Origin of the sequence: Janthinobacterium sp. PSRC1-1 (genome assembly GCF_049897525.1) — a bacterium.
In the GTDB taxonomy this organism is placed as follows: Bacteria; Pseudomonadota; Gammaproteobacteria; order Burkholderiales; family Burkholderiaceae_D; genus Janthinobacterium; species Janthinobacterium tructae.
Genome location: NZ_JAFCWK010000001.1, coordinates 603,949 through 620,160, shown reverse-complemented (window position 1 = coordinate 620,160; position 16,212 = coordinate 603,949). Strand labels below are relative to the sequence as shown.

The 16,212-nt window shown below is 64.4% G+C and carries 12 protein-coding genes; 1 reads left to right on the top strand and 11 read right to left on the bottom strand.

The window, feature by feature from the left end; genetic code table 11:
- The first annotated feature begins 82 nt into the window (after positions 1 to 82).
- Entirely contained in the window at positions 83 to 1,669 is a 1,587-nt protein-coding gene (locus ACP7DW_RS02810; RefSeq protein ID WP_426053504.1) for a histidine-type phosphatase, read from the top strand.
- Positions 1,670 to 1,699: 30 nt separating this feature from the next.
- Here ACP7DW_RS02810 and ACP7DW_RS02805 read toward each other — a convergent pair whose 3' ends face one another.
- From ACP7DW_RS02805 to ACP7DW_RS02755, 11 genes are all read right to left on the bottom strand, one after another.
- Entirely contained in the window at positions 1,700 to 3,199 is a 1,500-nt protein-coding gene (locus ACP7DW_RS02805) for a CoA-acylating methylmalonate-semialdehyde dehydrogenase (RefSeq protein ID WP_426053505.1), read from the bottom strand.
- 14 nt (positions 3,200 to 3,213) lie between these two features.
- The gene (gene iolB / locus ACP7DW_RS02800; RefSeq protein ID WP_426053506.1) at positions 3,214 to 4,008 is read right to left on the bottom strand and encodes a 5-deoxy-glucuronate isomerase; all 795 of its coding nucleotides are present in this window, start codon (positions 4,006 to 4,008) and stop codon (positions 3,214 to 3,216) included.
- Complete coding sequence (gene iolE, locus ACP7DW_RS02795) at positions 4,005 to 4,919, bottom strand: myo-inosose-2 dehydratase (RefSeq protein ID WP_426053507.1); 915 nt, start codon at positions 4,917 to 4,919, stop codon at positions 4,005 to 4,007. The genes iolB and iolE overlap by 4 nt, the downstream gene beginning before the upstream one ends.
- Position 4,920: 1 nt before the next feature.
- The gene (iolD, locus tag ACP7DW_RS02790) at positions 4,921 to 6,762 is read right to left on the bottom strand and encodes a 3D-(3,5/4)-trihydroxycyclohexane-1,2-dione acylhydrolase (decyclizing) (protein WP_426053508.1); all 1,842 of its coding nucleotides are present in this window, start codon (positions 6,760 to 6,762) and stop codon (positions 4,921 to 4,923) included.
- Positions 6,759 to 8,705 carry a bifunctional 5-dehydro-2-deoxygluconokinase/5-dehydro-2-deoxyphosphogluconate aldolase gene (locus tag ACP7DW_RS02785; RefSeq protein ID WP_426053509.1) on the bottom strand — a complete coding sequence of 649 codons (1,947 nt, stop codon included), beginning with the start codon at positions 8,703 to 8,705 and terminating at the stop codon, positions 6,759 to 6,761. The genes iolD and ACP7DW_RS02785 overlap by 4 nt, the downstream gene beginning before the upstream one ends.
- A 12-nt stretch (positions 8,706 to 8,717) precedes the next feature.
- A complete protein-coding gene (gene iolG, locus ACP7DW_RS02780) occupies positions 8,718 to 9,707 on the bottom strand; it encodes an inositol 2-dehydrogenase (RefSeq protein ID WP_426053510.1) in 990 nt (329 codons plus the stop codon).
- Between the two features lie 62 nt (positions 9,708 to 9,769).
- Positions 9,770 to 10,864 (bottom strand): porin, encoded by a 1,095-nt coding sequence (locus ACP7DW_RS02775; RefSeq protein WP_426053511.1) that lies wholly within the window; start codon positions 10,862 to 10,864, stop codon positions 9,770 to 9,772.
- 114 nt (positions 10,865 to 10,978) lie between these two features.
- The gene (locus ACP7DW_RS02770) at positions 10,979 to 11,806 is read right to left on the bottom strand and encodes an inositol monophosphatase family protein (RefSeq protein ID WP_426053512.1); all 828 of its coding nucleotides are present in this window, start codon (positions 11,804 to 11,806) and stop codon (positions 10,979 to 10,981) included.
- Complete coding sequence (locus ACP7DW_RS02765) at positions 11,803 to 12,888, bottom strand: ABC transporter ATP-binding protein (RefSeq protein ID WP_152253069.1); 1,086 nt, start codon at positions 12,886 to 12,888, stop codon at positions 11,803 to 11,805. The genes ACP7DW_RS02770 and ACP7DW_RS02765 overlap by 4 nt, the downstream gene beginning before the upstream one ends.
- A complete protein-coding gene (locus ACP7DW_RS02760) occupies positions 12,885 to 15,059 on the bottom strand; it encodes an ABC transporter permease (protein ID WP_426053513.1) in 2,175 nt (724 codons plus the stop codon). The genes ACP7DW_RS02765 and ACP7DW_RS02760 overlap by 4 nt, the downstream gene beginning before the upstream one ends.
- Before the next feature lie 83 nt (positions 15,060 to 15,142).
- The gene (locus ACP7DW_RS02755) at positions 15,143 to 16,162 is read right to left on the bottom strand and encodes an ABC transporter substrate-binding protein (RefSeq protein WP_426053514.1); all 1,020 of its coding nucleotides are present in this window, start codon (positions 16,160 to 16,162) and stop codon (positions 15,143 to 15,145) included.
- Between the last annotated feature and the right edge of the window lie 50 nt (positions 16,163 to 16,212).

The following is a 16,212-nucleotide window of genomic DNA, read 5'->3' as shown; positions in this document are numbered from 1 at the left end:
GGACGGCATTCAGCCGTGCCCGCCTGTTTCACGTTTGGTGCTAGGCTTGCACGTAGGAAATTAAACTCAGCGACGGACTTCCATGCGCCTACCACTTACTCCGACCAGCAAGATGCTGGCCCTGGCACTGGCCCTCTGCGCCAGCCCCGCCCTGGCCGTCGAAGGCTATTACCAGACCAAGACACCGTATGCGCCGCAGCAGGACCCGGCCACCTATGCCGCGCCGCCGGACGGCTTCCAGCCCATCTTCACGCAGCTGGTGGCGCGCCACGGCTCGCGGGGGCTGACCAGCATGAAAAACGATGCGGCCCTGTACGCGATGTGGCAGCAAGCGGCCGCGCAGGATGCGCTCACGCCCCTGGGACGCGAACTGGGTCCCGACATCCTGGCCCTGATGAAGGCGAATGCCTTGCTCGGTTATGGCGTGGCCGGCATCGAGCAGCCCGGCTATGGCAATCTGTCGCAGACGGGCATCGACGAACACCGGCAGCTGGCCGCGCGCATGCTGGCGCGCCTGCCCGCCCTGTTCGCGCAAGTGGGGCAGGAGGCTGCGACGGCACCGCGCCAGCTCGTCACCATCAACTCGGGCGTGGACCGCGCGCGCGACAGTTCGCGCTTCTTCACGCAATCGCTGCTCGAGCACGCACCCGCGCTGGCGCCCTTGTTGTACCTGCCGCCCGCGCCCGCGCCATATCCGCAGGGACGCAAGGCCGCGGTACAGCCGATTTTGCAGCCCGATGGCGTGAACCGCTTCCTGCTGTATGCGCACAAGCTGGCGCCGCAGACAGATCTTGTCACCGATCGGGCCAACCCGCATTACGCCACCTATGCCGCCAGCCAGGCCTACCAGTACTATGAAAGAACCAAGCAACTGCATGCGCTGATGGATGCTCCCGCCAGGCTGCCAGCGGCGACCGCGCATGCGCGCCATGTGCTCGAACGGCTGTTTGCGCCCGCCTTCCTCGACCAGTTTGAAAGCGGCCGCGCCAGCTATGCGGACACGGGCAGCTACACCTTCACCAGCGCGGACGGCAAGCTCACGCGCACCATGGCGGGCAGCGGCAAGACGGTCATCCGCAGCCTGAATGCGGCCGCCACGACACTGTATGAGCTGTATGCGATCGCCGCCGGCATGCGGCATGAAGTGCCGGCCGATTTCAGCCGCTACATGCCCGTCGAAGATGCGCGCTACTACGCGTATGTGGCCGACTACGAGGATTTTTACCAGAAGGGACCGGCCACCACGGAAAGCGGCGGCGTGACCTGGCGTTTCGCGCTGGCCTTGCGCGAGGATTTTTTCAAGGAAGTCGACGCGCTGGCCAGCGGAGACTTGCGCCACGCGGCCAAGCTGCGCTTCACGCACGCCGAGATGCTCATTCCGCTCGCTTCGGCCATGGGCTTGAAGCAGGTGCTGGCGCCCGTGCCGGCATCGGCCAGCTACAGCTATGAGACGAATCCGTGGCGCGGCCAGAGCGTCTCGCCGCTGGCGGCCAACATGCAGTGGGATGTGTACCGCAACGGCGAAGGCCGGCTGATCGTGCGCCTGCTGTACAACGAAAAGGAAACCGACTTCCAGGCCAGTTGCGACGGCGCCCGCATCGCGCCCGGCAGCGTCTTCTACGACTATGCGAAACTGAAAACCTGCTACGGCCACGTGGCGGCGCGCTGATGCGCTGATGCTGCGCGCCGCCATCGCACCCTACTTCAAGGTCGGCATGGCAAATTCGGCCCCGGCCGCCGTCGAGGCCGGCCAGCGCTGCGTCACCGCCTTCTGCTTGGTATAGAAACGCACCGATTCCGGGCCATGCGCGTGGTGGTCGCCGAACAGGCTGCGCTTCCAGCCGCCAAAGCTGTGGAACGCCATCGGCACGGGAATCGGCACGTTGACGCCCACCATCCCCACCTGCACCCGGTGCGTGTATTCGCGCGCCGTGTTGCCGTCGCGCGTGTAGATCGCCGTGCCGTTGCCGTACTCATGCGCGTTGACCAGGTCCAGCGCCGCCGTGAAATCGGGCACGCGCACGATGCACAGGACTGGCCCGAAGATTTCCTCCTTGTAGATCGTCATCTCCGGCGTGACGTGGTCGAACAGGCTGCCGCCGAGGAAAAAGCCCTTTTCGTGGCCGGGCAGCACGAAACCGCGCCCATCGGCCACCAGCTTGGCGCCTTCCTTGACGCCCGTGGCGATGTAGCCGGCGATCTTCTCCTTGTGCACTTGCGTCACCACGGGGCCCATCTCGGCCGACAAATCCATGCCCTGCGTAATCTTGAGTGCTGCGATGCGCGGCACCAGCGCTTCGACCAGCTGGTCCGCCACATTGCCGACCGCCACGACGACGGAAATGGCCATGCAGCGCTCGCCGGCCGAACCGAAGGCCGCGCCCATCAGGGCATCGACCGTCTGCGGGATATCCGCGTCGGGCATGACGACCATGTGGTTTTTCGCCCCACCCAAGGCTTGCACGCGCTTGCCCTGCGCGCAGCCGGTGGCGTAGATGGTTTCGGCGATCGGCGTGGAGCCGACAAAGCTGACGGCGCGCACGTCCGGGTGATGCAGCAAGCCGTCCACGGCTTCCTTGTCGCCCTGCACCACATTAAACACGCCGTCGGGCAAGCCCGCATCCGTCAACAGTTGCGCCAGCAGCAGGCTGGCCGACGGGTCGCGCTCCGACGGTTTGAGGACGAACGTATTGCCGCAGGCAATCGCCATCGGGAACATCCACATCGGCACCATCACGGGGAAATTGAACGGCGTGATGCCGACACAGACGCCGAGCGCCTGGCGGATCGACCAGGCGTCGATGCCGCCGGCCACCTGCTCCGAATATTCGCCTTTCATCATCTGCGGGATGCCGCAGGCAAACTCCACCACTTCGATGCCACGCGTCACTTCCCCTTTCGCATCGGTAAACACCTTGCCGTGTTCGGCCGTGATCAGGGCGGCCAGCTTGTCGGCGTTTTGCTCGAGCAACTCTTTAAATTTGAACATGACCCTGGCGCGGCGCAGGGGCGACGTTTGCGACCAGGCGGGAAAGGCCGCATGGGCGGCGGCCACGGCCGCGTTCAGCTCGGCGGCAGTGGCCAGGGCCACCTTGGCGGTCACCGCTCCTGTGGCAGGGTTAAAAACGTCGCTCGTGCGCTCGGAGCGCGACGCCATGGGGTTGCCACCGATAAAGTGGCCGATCTGTTGCGTTGTCATTGTCTTGTCCTTGGTTATTTCGTCATCAGCCATTCATGGGCCGGGTCGTTTTTAAAATGCCACACGCGTCGCGGGCCGGCCATCACGTTCAGGTAATAGCCGTCATAGCCATACGGCACGGTGACGGGGTGGTAACCCCTGGGCACCATCACCACGTCGTGGTTTTCCACGGCCATGGCTTCGTCGATGGAACGGTCATCCGTGTAGACTCGTTGGTAGGCAAAGCCCTGCTCCGGGTTCATGCGGTGGTAATACGTTTCTTCCAGCGAGCTTTCCAGCGGCACATTGTCGCTGTCGTGCTTGTGCGGCGGATAGCTCGACGAGTGGCCCGACGGCGTGACCACCTCGACCACCAGCAAGCCATCCGCCTCGGCCGTCTGCGGCAGGATGTCGCACACATAGCGGGTATTGGCGCCCTTGCCGCGCACGGAGCGCGTCATGGCGCTTGGCTCGATCAGGCGCGCCGGACGGTGCGTGGTGGCTGGCGCGCTGCACAGGGCGACCTCGGCGGCGCTCACGGCCGTGATGCTGACCTGAGTATCGAGCGGCACATACACGGCGTAGGGCGAGCGATCCTCGAAGACGCTGGCGCGCCCGCCGATGGCTTCCCAGGTCTGTTCACCGGCCCGCACGGTGACCGTGCCCGTCAGCACGACGATGCACAGTTCGCGCTTGCCCGTCTCCAACGTTAGCGGTTCGCCGGCCGCCAGGCGGTGCGCGGCAAAGCCCACATGCGTCCAGCCGGCCGACTCGGGCGTGACTTCGACGATGGTCTGTCCCTGCCCTGCTTTCACCAGCAGCGGGCTCATGCCGCTTCCCTGCCCAGGCGGGGAATCGCTTCGACGAGATGTGCCAGGTAGTCGTGGCCCATCTTCGCATACTGGTAACTGGGCGCCACGGCCGGGTCTTGCTCCGCTTCCACCACCAGCCAGCCCGCGTAGCCATGCAGATACAGCCGCGTCAGGATGGCCGGGAAATCGATGCAGCCGTCGCCGGGCACGCTGAAGGCGCCATTGATGACGGCCTGCAGGAAGCTCCAGTGGCCATTGCGGGCCAGTTTCACCACGTTGGGGCGCACGTCCTTGCAATGCACGTGGCAAATCCTGTCGATATGTTTATTGAGCACCGCCAGCGCGTCGCCGCCGGCAAAGGTGATGTGGCCGGTGTCGAACAGCAAGCCGACCTCGGACCCCGTCAGGGCCATCAATTGATCCACGTCCGCCGGCGTTTCCACGTAGGCGCCCATGTGGTGGTGGTAGGCCAGGCGCACGCCGTGGTCGAGCAAGTGCCTGGCAAACGCCGTCAGCTTGTCGGCGTAGTCCTGCCATTGCTGCTGCGACTGGAAACGCGGGCGCTTATATAAAGGGCGCGCTTCGCCCTGGATGGCGTCGGCCACTTCGCCGTACACCATGACGGTGGCGCCGCTGTCGGCCAGCAGGCGCAAGTGCGATGCCACGGAGGCGATCTCTTCCTCGACAGAGCGGTGCGCCAGCCGTCCCGAATACCAGCCAGAGACGCACGCCAGGCCATACTTGCCCAGCACGGCGTTCAGGGCCGGGGCATCTTTCGGAAACTTGTTGCCCAATTCAAAACCCACGTAGCCGATCTCGGCACCTTCCTTCAGGGCCGTTTCCAGCGGCGTCTCGCCGCCCAGCGATGGCAAATCATCGTTCATCCACGAGATCGGGTTGATGCCGATCTTGACATTCCAGGTAGTCATCTCAATTCCTTTGTTTCAGACGATCGTTTTCATAACGGGCGCGCGCAGCTTGCACGCCTGGCTGGGTGGAGACCTCGGGTACGGCCACTTCCCACCAGCAGCCGCCCTCTTGCGTCGTGCGCGTGTCGTCCGTGTCGATGCAGATCAGATAGGTACGCGCGGCGGCGCGGGCGCGCAGCATCGCCTGTTCCAGTTCGGCAATGTTGGCCACGTGTTCGGACAGCGCACCCAGCGCTTGCGCATGCAGGGCGAAGTCGATACGCGGGGCGCTGTCGGGCAACATATTGTTGAACGAGGCATTGCCGCACGCCTGCTGCAATCGGTTGATGCAGCCATAGCCGCGGTTGTCGAGCACGACGATGATGAGTTTTTTGTCCAGCATGACGGAGGTGGCGATTTCCGAATTCATCATCAGATAGCTGCCGTCGCCCACCATGACGATGACTTCCGCTTCCGGTTTGGCCATCTTGACGCCGAGGCCGCCCGCGATTTCATAGCCCATGCACGAATAGCCGTATTCCATGTGGTAGCCGCCCGGTGTTTCCGTTCGCCACAGTTTATGGAGTTCGGCCGGCAAGGTCCCCGCCGCGCAGACGACGATGTCGCGCACAGTAGAATCCGGTGCCGAGCGCTGCACGGCGCCGATGACTTCGCCGTCATACGGCAAGCCGGCGACTTCCCGTTTGCCCGTGATCGCCAGCACGGTGTCGCGCCAGGCATTCGCCTCCTGCTGCGCGCGCTCCTGCCACTGGCCCGCGCTGTGCCAGCCGCCCAACTGCCGCGACAATCCCTGCAAGCCCAGTGTCGCGTCCGCCTGCAAGCCCAGGCCCCGGCGTTTCAGCGCATCGAAAGCGTTGACGTTCAGGCTGACCAGTTGCGCCTGCGCAAACAGGGAGTGCGATCCCGTCGTGAAATCCTGCAGGCGCGTGCCGACGGCCAGCACCACGTCGGCCTGCGCCGCCAGGCTGTTGGCGGCGGGCGAACCGGTCACGCCGATGGCGCCCAGCTGCAGCGGATGGTCCCACGGCAAGCTGCTCTTGCCGGCCTGGGTTTCCGCCACGGGGATGCCATGGCGTTCGGCGAACGCCCGCAGGGCGGCGCTGGCCTTGCCGTACAACACGCCGCCGCCGGCGACGATCAGCGGCTGCTTCGCGTTTTTCAACTGTGCGGCCGCTTCTTCCAGTTCCTGCTCGACGGGCGGCACGGCGCGGAAACGCACGATGCGCGGCATAAAGAATTCTTCCGGATAGTCATACGCCATCGTCTGCACGTCTTGCGGCAGAGATAACGTGACGGGACCGCAGGCGGCCGGGTCCGTCAAGGCGGCAATGGCGCGTGGCAAGGCCGTCAGCAATTGCTCTGGATACACGATGCGGTCGAAGTAACGCGACAGCGGTTTGAACGCATCGTTCACCGAGACGCTGCCGTCGCTGCCATCTTCCAGCTGCTGCAAGACCGGGTCCGGCGCACGCGACACGAAGACGTCGCCGGGCAACAGCAAGACCGGCAAGCGATTCACGTGCGCCAGCGCGGCGGCCGTCAGCAAGTTGGTGGCGCCGGGGCCGATGGAACTGGTCACGGCCAGCATGCGCCGGCGCATGTGCGCTTTCGCGTAGGCAATGGCCGAATGCGCCATCGCCTGTTCGTTGTGCGCGCGGTAGGTGGGGAAGGATTCCCGGTATTGGTACAGCGCCTCACCAATACCTGCCACGTTGCCGTGGCCAAAGATGGCGAAGGCGCCGCCGAACAGGGGGGTCAAGGAACCATCACCGTCCTCCGTGCGCAGGGCGGCCAGATAGCGTACCAGGGCCTGCGCCATGGTCAAGCGGATCGTCGTCTTCATGCGGCACGCTCCAGACGGTTGCGCGTGCGCTGCCAGAGGGAAATCAGCTGCTCGAAGTTGGCGCGCACGGCGGCGATCAGGCCCGCATCGTCCAGCTCGCCGGCCAGCCAGCGGCGGCTCGGCTCCTGGAAGATGGTGCGCCCCACCATGAAGCCGCGGCACGTGGTGCTGGCACTGGCTTGCTCAAAACTCGCAGCCAGTTTTTCGATCGGCGCGTTCAAGCCAAGTAATACCACGCCACGGCAATACGGATCGCGCTCGTGCACGAGGGCATCGATCGCTTGCCATTGCGCAGCCGACATGCTTTCCAGCTTCCACCATTCCGGATAGATGCCCAGGTTGTACAACCGCTTCACCGCGCGATACACGGTATCGTCGTGCTGCGGCAGCGACTTGGCGGGAATAATTTCCAGCAATAATTCATGGCCCGTGACTTGCGCGGCGTCGTACAAGCCCTTGATCTGCGCTTCCTGTTCCAGCCGGTTTTCCGGCGTATCGTCGGGGTGCAATTGCACCAGGCACTTGATCACGTGTTCCTTGGGCCACTGCGTCAGGCGCGACGCGAGCGAACGCCCCCAGTCGAACTGCAGCGGATTCGAGCCCGGCATCTCGACGGGACGGCCGATCCACCAGCCGCGCCCCGTCGCATCGTTGAGCGCATCGGCGCCATAGCGGTCATCGATCAGCACGCCCGTGCCGCCCTGCAAGCCGCGCGCCGCCTCCGTCTGGCCCACGGCTTGCACAAATAATTGCTTGAGCTTTGCAATCCGCGCTTCATCGCTGGCTCCCTGCTGGGCCAGCTCAAAGAATTGCGTGCGGTGATCGAAGGCAAACACACACAGCTCGTTCCACTCTTTGCGCGCCACCGTCGTGCGGTGCAAGCGGGACAAGGTGGCGTCCTGATCAGGACGGCTCAGTTTGGCCGCATTGGCGAGGAAATAGTCGAGCTCGACAGGCGACGGCATGGCCGGCGCGCAACCATGGCGCGACACGACGAGGGCGCCGCAGCCATTCGCGTAGCGGCAGCACGCGTCGTAATCCTCGCCGCGCAGCCAGCCTTTCAGGAAGCCGGACAGAAAGGCGTCGCCCGCGCCCAGCACGTTGAGCACGTCCACGCGCACGCCCTGATAGTTGAAGGCCGCATCGAGACCGGCAGGAATGCCCGCCTCGATGACGGCGCTGCCCAGCGGACCGCGCTTGACGACCAGGGTGGCCAGCGTGGCGGCCCGCACGGCGCGCAGGGAGGCCATGATGTCCGCACCGCCGCCGGCGATCATGAATTCCTCTTCCGTGCCAACGATCAGATCGAATTGCGGCAGGATCGCCTGCAAATGGCTGGTCACGCCGTCGTTCGAGACGAAACGCGTTTCGCCATCGGCCTTGCCGGAGAGTCCCCACAGCACGGGCCGGTAATCGATGTCGAGCACGGTACGCACGTTGTTGGCGCGGGCCAGTTGCAATGCCTGCGTGCTGACGGCGTGCATGGCGGACGTGGAAAAATGCGTGCCAGTGATTAATAATGCTTTGCTGGAAGCGATAAAGGCGGCGTCGACGGCGGCCGGCTCGATGGCCATGTCGGCGCAATTTTCGCGGTAAAAAATCAGGGGGAAGGTGTTTTTATCCTTGATGCCCAGCATGACGAGGGCGGTGAGCCTCTCGCGGTCGATGCCGACATGGCTGACGTCGCAGCCCTCTTTCGACAAAGTATCGGTGAGGAAACGGCCCATGTGGTCGTCGCCCACTTTCGACAGCATGGCCGATTTGAGGCCCAGACGGGCCGTGCCGAAGGCGATGTTCGCCGACGAGCCGCCCAGGTATTTGGCGAAACTGGTGGCGTCTTCCAGGGTGCTGCCGATCTGCTGCGCGTACAGGTCCACCGCCAGACGGCCCAGGCAGATCACGTCGAGCGCGCGGCCCGGGGCAAATTCAGTCGTATTCTTCATGGCATTGCTTCCTTATGACAGTTGCACGATGCGCTGCTCGCGCCACGACACGGTGGCCGCTTCGGCCAGTTCCAGGGCCTTCAAGCCGTCGTGGACGGTGGTGCGCAGGGGAGCGCCGTGGGCAAAGGCGTCGAAAAAGTGCGCCATCTCGCTGGCGTAGGCGGCGCGGTAGCGTTCCAGGAAAAAATCTTCCGGACGGTCCACGCTGACGTTGACGGCACCATACGCCGTCACTTCCGTCGGCTTGTGGTTGCCCGCCTGCAGCATGCCGGCGCTGCCCAGCACTTCGAAGCGCTGGTCGTAGCCATAGGCGGCGCGGCGCGTGGTGTTGATCTGGCACAAGCGGCCTTGTGCCGTGCGGATGGTCACGGCCGTGCAATCGAGGTCGCCCGCTGCGCCGATGGCGGGGTCGACGAGGCAGCTGCCCGTCGCGTGCACGCTGACGGCTTCGTCGTCGAGTATCCAGCGGAAGATGTCGAAATCGTGGATCAGCATATCCTTGAAGATGCCGCCCGACACCTGGATGTAGCTGACGGGCGGCGGTCCCGGATCGCGGCTGGTGACGATGAGCATCTCCGGCGTGCCGATCTCGCCCGCGTCGATGCGCTGCTTGACGGCGGCAAACGTGGGATCGTAGCGGCGCTGGAAGCCGATCATGCACAGCACGCCCGCTTCCTTGACGGCGGCGGCGGCGGCGCGCGCGCGTTCCAGGGTCAGGTCGACGGGTTTCTCGCAAAAGATGGCCTTGCCGGCGGCGGCCGCGCGCACGATCAGGTCCGCATGCGTGTCCGTACTCGAGGCGATCAGCACGGCCTTGACTTCAGGGTCGGCCAGCACGGCTTCCACGCTGGCGACGCTGGCGCCATGCAGGGCCGCCACTTCCGCTGCCGCGCCCGCATGCACGTCGACCACGTATTTCAGGCGCACGCCGGGCTGGCGCACCAGATTGCCAGCGTGAATACGGCCGATGCGGCCGGCGCCGAACAATGCCACTTGAATCATGTAAATCTCCTTGATAGTCGTCTTGTCCGGAAATGCACACGTGTGCATTTCCGGGCAAATATTTAAAACAAATGAATCGCGCCCAGCATCACACCGCTGACCTTGGCGCCCTTCTTGACGCTGGAAAACGAGTTGCTGCCAAAGGAATAGTTGGCGTTCTTGTCATTGCTCGTCTGTGTGTAATACGCATACACGGTGCTGCGCTTGGACAGGTAGTACTCGTAGCCCAGGGTCGCCTGCTTGGCGCCGCTGTCGTCGCCGCGCACCAGCGAGGTGGCCTTGACGGTGACGCTGGCACCGTTCGGCGCGCTGCCGGACACATCGCCAGCGACGCCAAAGCGGCCGATGAAGGAACCGCCGCCCGCCTTGTAGGCGCCCGTGATGGTGAAGTAGTCGCGCTGCAAGTCGCCGCTGGCCACGTCAAAGATCATGCGATTCCAGGCCACGCCCACGTCGCCACCACCGAAGTTGTAATTGGCGGCGGCGCGAAACATTTTTTCGCTGAAACCGGGACGCAAATCCTTGTGCTTTTCATAGCCAACGCCTCCCTTGATGGGACCGTTCACATATTGCACCATGCCTGAATAAATGCGGTCGCCATTCGACGCCTCGTTTTCGCTGGCGCGGTAAAGCGTGGCGCTGAAGCCTTGCACCACGGGCGTGCGGTAGCTGATGGCGTTCGCGCTGCGGCGGTTGAAGCCTTCACCACCGAGCTGGGAAATGTTGGCGTCATCCTGGATGCCTTGCCCCACGAAACGGTTGGTGTAGCCATTCATCTGGCGGATCGGCGTGGAAAAGCGGCCCAGCGCGATGCGGCCGTAGGCGACGTTTTCCAGTCCGACATAGGTATCCTTGCTGTTGAGGACGCCCGTGCCATCGTCCATCTTGACATTGCCTTCGATCTGGAAGAAGGCAAAGTTGCCGCTGCCCAGATCTTCGCGTCCGCGGAAGCCCAGCATCGAGGAATTGTCCGATACGCGCGTCAGCGATTCGCCACGCGGCGACGCGGCCGAGGTGGAACTTTCGATATGGTCGAGGCCTGCATGGATGCGCCCGTACACGACGACGCTCGACTGGGCCAGGACACAGCCCGGCATGGCCAGCAACAAAGCCATGGCGATGGTATTCAACTGCAAAGTGTTCATCCCGTTTTTCATCTTGTCTCCTGCCTGTTTTTATGGTTGTGGATTACTCATGATGCTCAACAGTGTGTTGCTCCTGCACGCGTCCACCGCAGGACGCCTGGCCTCCCTTTCCAGAACGATGCTTGATTAACAGCGCGGCAGTGCCAGCGCCGCCAGTTGCGGATACAAACGGGGACCGCCCACGAGGATGGGGTTGCCCTTTTCCAGGCCGTTATCGGCGAGGAAATCATTGCAGCGCCCGCCCGCCTCGTTGACGAGCACGATGCCCGCCAGGCAATCCCAGGAATTGATGTGCGGCTCGAAATAGCCGATCAGGCGCCCGGCCGCCACATAGGCGATCATCAGTGCGCCGGAACCGTTGCGGATGAACATGCCGCCCTCTTCCAGCACGTCGAGCAGGAACGGTAAAAAGGTGTCGGTGCCCACGCGGTGCGAAAAGCCTACGCCCAGCACGCCGCCCTGCAAGCTGGCCACGTCGTTCACGCGCAGCCGCGTTTCGCCGGCCTTCGCGGTCACGTGCGCGCCCTGCCCCAGGCAAGCATGGAACAGCTCGTCCGCATTCGGGTCGTACACGGCGCCGATGGCGGGCTGGCCGTCGACCAGCACGCCGATCGACACGCACCAGGCCAGCATGCCGTTGACGAAGCAGGCCGTACCGTCGATGGGGTCGATGACCCACACGCAGCGCGCGTCGGACGCGCCGCCACCGCGCTCCTCGCCCACCACGGCGTCTTCCGGGAAGCGTTCGGCGATCTGCGCGCGCAGGAAATCCTCCACCATACGGTCGGCGATGCTGACCATGTCTTGCAAGCCCTTTTCCTCGATCACCAGCTCCGTGCGGCGCAGAAACATGCCCAGCGCAATCTCGCCCGCCTGGCCGATGATGTGCCGCGCATAGGCATAGCGTTCCAGCGTGGCCGCATCGGCCAGTGCTGCCTGTGTCATATCTGTCATGCTTGTCCTCCAATGATGGCTGCGCCATGTTCGTGTACGGTCATGGCGACCGATGTGCCTTGCGTGAAAACCTGGCTCAAGTCGTGCGAGACGGCAAACAGTTCGCCGACGGGCGTGTCGAGCGTGTATTGCATTTCGCGTCCCAGGTAGGTGGCGCGCGCCACGCGCACCACCATGGCGCTGTCGGGCTGCGCGGGCGACAGCAGGATCGCTTCCGGGCGCACGGCGAAACTCGCTTCGCCGCTGCGCTGGCCGCGGCATGGCAGGCGCAGCCGCAGCTTGCCCATCACGCAGACGGCCTTGCCATCGGCCACCGATTCGATCACGCCATCGACGATGTTCGCGTTGCAGATGAAGTCGGCGACGAACTTGTCGGCCGGCGACTCGAACAGCTCGTGCGGCGTGCCCTTTTGCGCGATCACTTGCCGGTTCATGACGATGATCTGATCGGAAATGGCCAGCGCCTCTTCCTGGTCATGCGTGACGTACACGGCCGTCAAGCCCAGCTTGACCTGGATGTCGCGGATCTCGTCGCGCACGCGGCGGCGCAGTTTCGTGTCGAGGTTGGACAGCGGTTCGTCCAGCAGCAGCACCTTGGGCTGCAGCACCAGCGAGCGGGCCACGGCCACGCGCTGCTGCTGACCGCCCGACAATTCGTTCGGGAAGCGCGCGGCGAAATCGGCAAGGCCCACCAGGCGCAGGCTTTCCTGCGCCCGTTCGATGGCGCGCGGCTTGGTCTCGCCCGAGACGGTCAAGCCGTAGCACACGTTGTCGAGCACCGTCATGTGCGGAAACAGCGCATACGACTGGAACACCATGCTGACGTCGCGCTCGGCGGCCGACGTCAGGGTGACGTCCTCGCCGGCCAGCAGGATGCGCCCGGCGCTGACGCGCTCCAGGCCGGCGATCAGGCGCAGGGTCGAGGTCTTGCCGCAGCCGCTGGGCCCCAGCAGGGTGACCATGGTGCGCGGCGCGATGGTGAACGAGACGTCGTTCACGGCCAGGGCCTTGCCGTAGCGCTTGGTGACGCCGTCGAATTCCAGCGCGGCAAGCTCTGTTGCTTGGGTAGTAAAGTGGTTCATGCGTAGCTCTTTTCCAGGTTGGGAACGGCGGCCGGCAGCGTTTTCTCGGCGCTGACGCGACGGAGGCGGCGCTTGCCGACCAGCAGGTGGATCAATTGGATGCACAGCAGGATGACGACGATCAAGACCGTGGCGTAGGCGATGGCCGTGCCGTAGTTACCGTTCGACACCAGGCCGATGATGTAGGACGTGGCCATGTCATAGTCGGCGCTGACGAGGAAGACGACGGCCGAGATCGACGTGATCGAGCGCACGAAGCCATACACGAGGGCCGAGGCGATGGCCGGGCGCAGCAGCGGCAGGATGACCTTGCGCATGGTGGTCCAGCTGCTGGCGCCCAGGGTGATCGAGGCCTCGTCCAGGCTGCCGTCGAGCTGGCGCATGGCGGCGATGCCGGTGCGCAAGCCCATCGGCATGTTGCGAAAGACAAAGCACAGGATCAAAATCGTCGCCGTGCCCGTCAGCTCGATCGGCGCCGAATTGAACGCGAGGATGTAGCTGATGCCAATGACGGTGCCGGGAATGGCAAAGCTGAGCATGGTGCCGAACTCGAACGCGCTCTTCAGGGCGAATTGCTGGCGCACCAGCAGCCAGGCCGAAAGGATGCCGACAAACGCCGTCAGCGGCGCGGCGATGGCCGAGATCGTCAAGGTCGTGAACAGCGATGGCCAGGCCTGGCCCGTCCAGTGCCAGCCGGAAGCGCCCGCCGTGATGCCGAAGGCGTCGATGTAGTGGCGCAAGGTGAAGGCATTGTCCTGGCCCCAGTTATTGACGAAGCCGCCCGCCACCACCGTGCCGTACACCAGCGCCGTGAAGGCGAACCATGGCAGCGCGATGGTCCACAGGGTGGTCTTCAGGCGCGGGTTGAGCGAGGCGTGGCCGCCGTGGTCGGCCTTGCCCGTCACCGTCACATACGATTTCTTGCCCAGCCACAGGTTCTGGATGAAGAAGGCGCCCACGGCAAAGGTCAGCAGCACGATGGCCAACGTCGCCGCGCGGCCCTGGTCGTTCGAGGCGCCCACCACGGAAAAGAAGATTTCCGTCGACAGCACGTGGAAGTTGCCGCCCAAGACCATCGGGTTGCCGAAGTCGGCCATGCTTTCGATAAAGCACAACAGGAAGGCGTTGGCGATGCCGGGACGCATCAAGGGCAGCGACACCTTGACGAAGGTTTGCCAGCTGCTCGCGCCCAGGGTGCCCGACGCCTCTTCCAGCGAAGGGCTGACGCCTTCGACCACACCAATCAATGTCATGAAGGCGATCGGCGCAAAGGCCAGCATCTGCGACAGCCACACCCCCGTCATGCCGTACAGCCAGCGGCTCTGCTCGATACCAAAGAATTCCCCGACCAGGCCCGTGATGGCGCCGTTGCGGCCGAACAGCAAGATCAGCGCCAGGCCCAGCACGAAGGGCGGCGTGACGATGGGGAGTATCGTGATGGCGCGCATCGGACGCACCCAGCGGCCATTCGTGCGCGTCACCAGCAGGGCGAACACGAGACCGAGGAAGGTGGCCGACACGCCCGTCAGCAAGGCCAGCGCCAGGGTGTTCCAGGCCACGCCGCAGCGGCCGGGACCGGACACGCAATTGAGGCTCCAGATACCGGGGTCTGCCAGGCGGCGCGCCAGGGCGGCGGCGCCCGTGCCGCCATCATCCATGGGCTGGCCGGCGCTGACGAGGATCAGCGCGACGGGGAACAGCACGAACAGGGAAATCAGGCAAATGATGAGGCCGATGGCGCCGGCGACGAAGGCGTCGCCGCGGCACACGCCGCAGGCGGCCGCGCCCGAGGTCAGCAGGAACAGCAGGCACAGGGCCAGCAGCAGCGCGCCGAAACCCAGGCCGGTGCCGGCGGCCAGCGGGCCCCAGCCCAGCCAAGCCAGCCACAGCATGCCGGCGCCGCCGATGGCGATCTGGCCCAGGCCCAGGGTCTTGCGGTGGGGATTGGCGGCCACCAGCGCGGCGCTGGCGGCGAGCAGGGCGAAGAACACGCCCAGCGGCCAGGCGCCGAACGACAGCAGGTGCAGCACGGCCGGTGCGCCACGCTCCGCGAAGAACTGGCCGTCGCGCAGCCATTCACCGGCGAACAGTCCCGCTTCCTGCTGCTGCCAGGGCAACAGGCACAACGCTGCCAGGGCGGCCAGCAGCCAGCCGTAAAATATCTTTTTCATGAGGTCTCTATCCAGCTAAGTAGGCCTGCCGACATGGCCGTTGCGGCATGCGGCAGGCTCGGTACGGTGACAGTCTTGACGCCTTAATTGCCGGCAGAATAAATTTGTGTCGTCCAGCGCTGCAGCAGGCGCTTGCGCGTGTCCGACGCGCCATACTTGGCGAAGTCGTAGTTGATGGTCTTGATGTTTTCCAGGCGCGGCGAGGCGGCGGGAATGGTGGCGGCCACGTTGGACGGGATCTGGAAGGCCAGCGCTTTCACCGCTTCGCTCTGCACGTCGGCACGCAGGGCGAATTCATAGAATTTCTTCGCCTGCTCCATGTTTTTCGCGCCCTTGACGATGCTCATCGAGCCGATCTCGTAACCCGTGCCTTCGCAGGGCGGCAAGACTTTCACGGGGAAGCCGGCCACGGTGAGTTTCATCAGATCATGCATGAAGCCGATGGCCACGCCCGCTTCGCCGCGGCCCACGTCCTCGCCCGGCGCCACGCCCGCGTTCGGATACTTGCTGACGTTCTGGCCCATTTTCGCGAGGAAATCGAAGGCTTCCTCTTCGCCGAACAGCTGCACCACGGTGGCCAGCGCGTTGTAGGCGGCACCCGAGGAATTCGGGTTGGCCATCTCGATCTCGCCCTTGTAGGCGGGCTTGACGAGGTCTTTCCAGCATTGCGGCGGCGGCAGGTTTTTCTTCTTCAGCACGTTTTCATTGTAGGCCAGGCCCAGGATGCCGATGTAGATGCCGACGGTGCGGTACTTGGCCGTCTCGGCCTGCTTGAGCGCCCACGGCTGCAGCTTGGGCAGGGTGGGCGACTTGTATTCTTCCGTATAGCCTTCGGCGGCGGCCTGCAGGTGCGGGTCGCCCGTGCCGCCCCACCAGATGTCCGATTTCGGGTTCGACGCTTCGGCGCGGATCTTCGCATAGGCCTCGCCGGCGCTCTTCCTGATCATCGATACCTTGATCTTGCTTTCCGCCTCGAAGCGGTTCTTCATCAGCTGGCACCATTCCATATCGGCCGAGCACAGCACGGACAGGCGTTCCTCGGCGGCCATGGCCGTCATCGGCAGGGCCAGGCTTATAGCAATCGCAACATTGCGCATCTTCATCGTCTCACTCCAAGTTTGTTGTCGTTGTGGTACTTCAGACCGCACCGCTA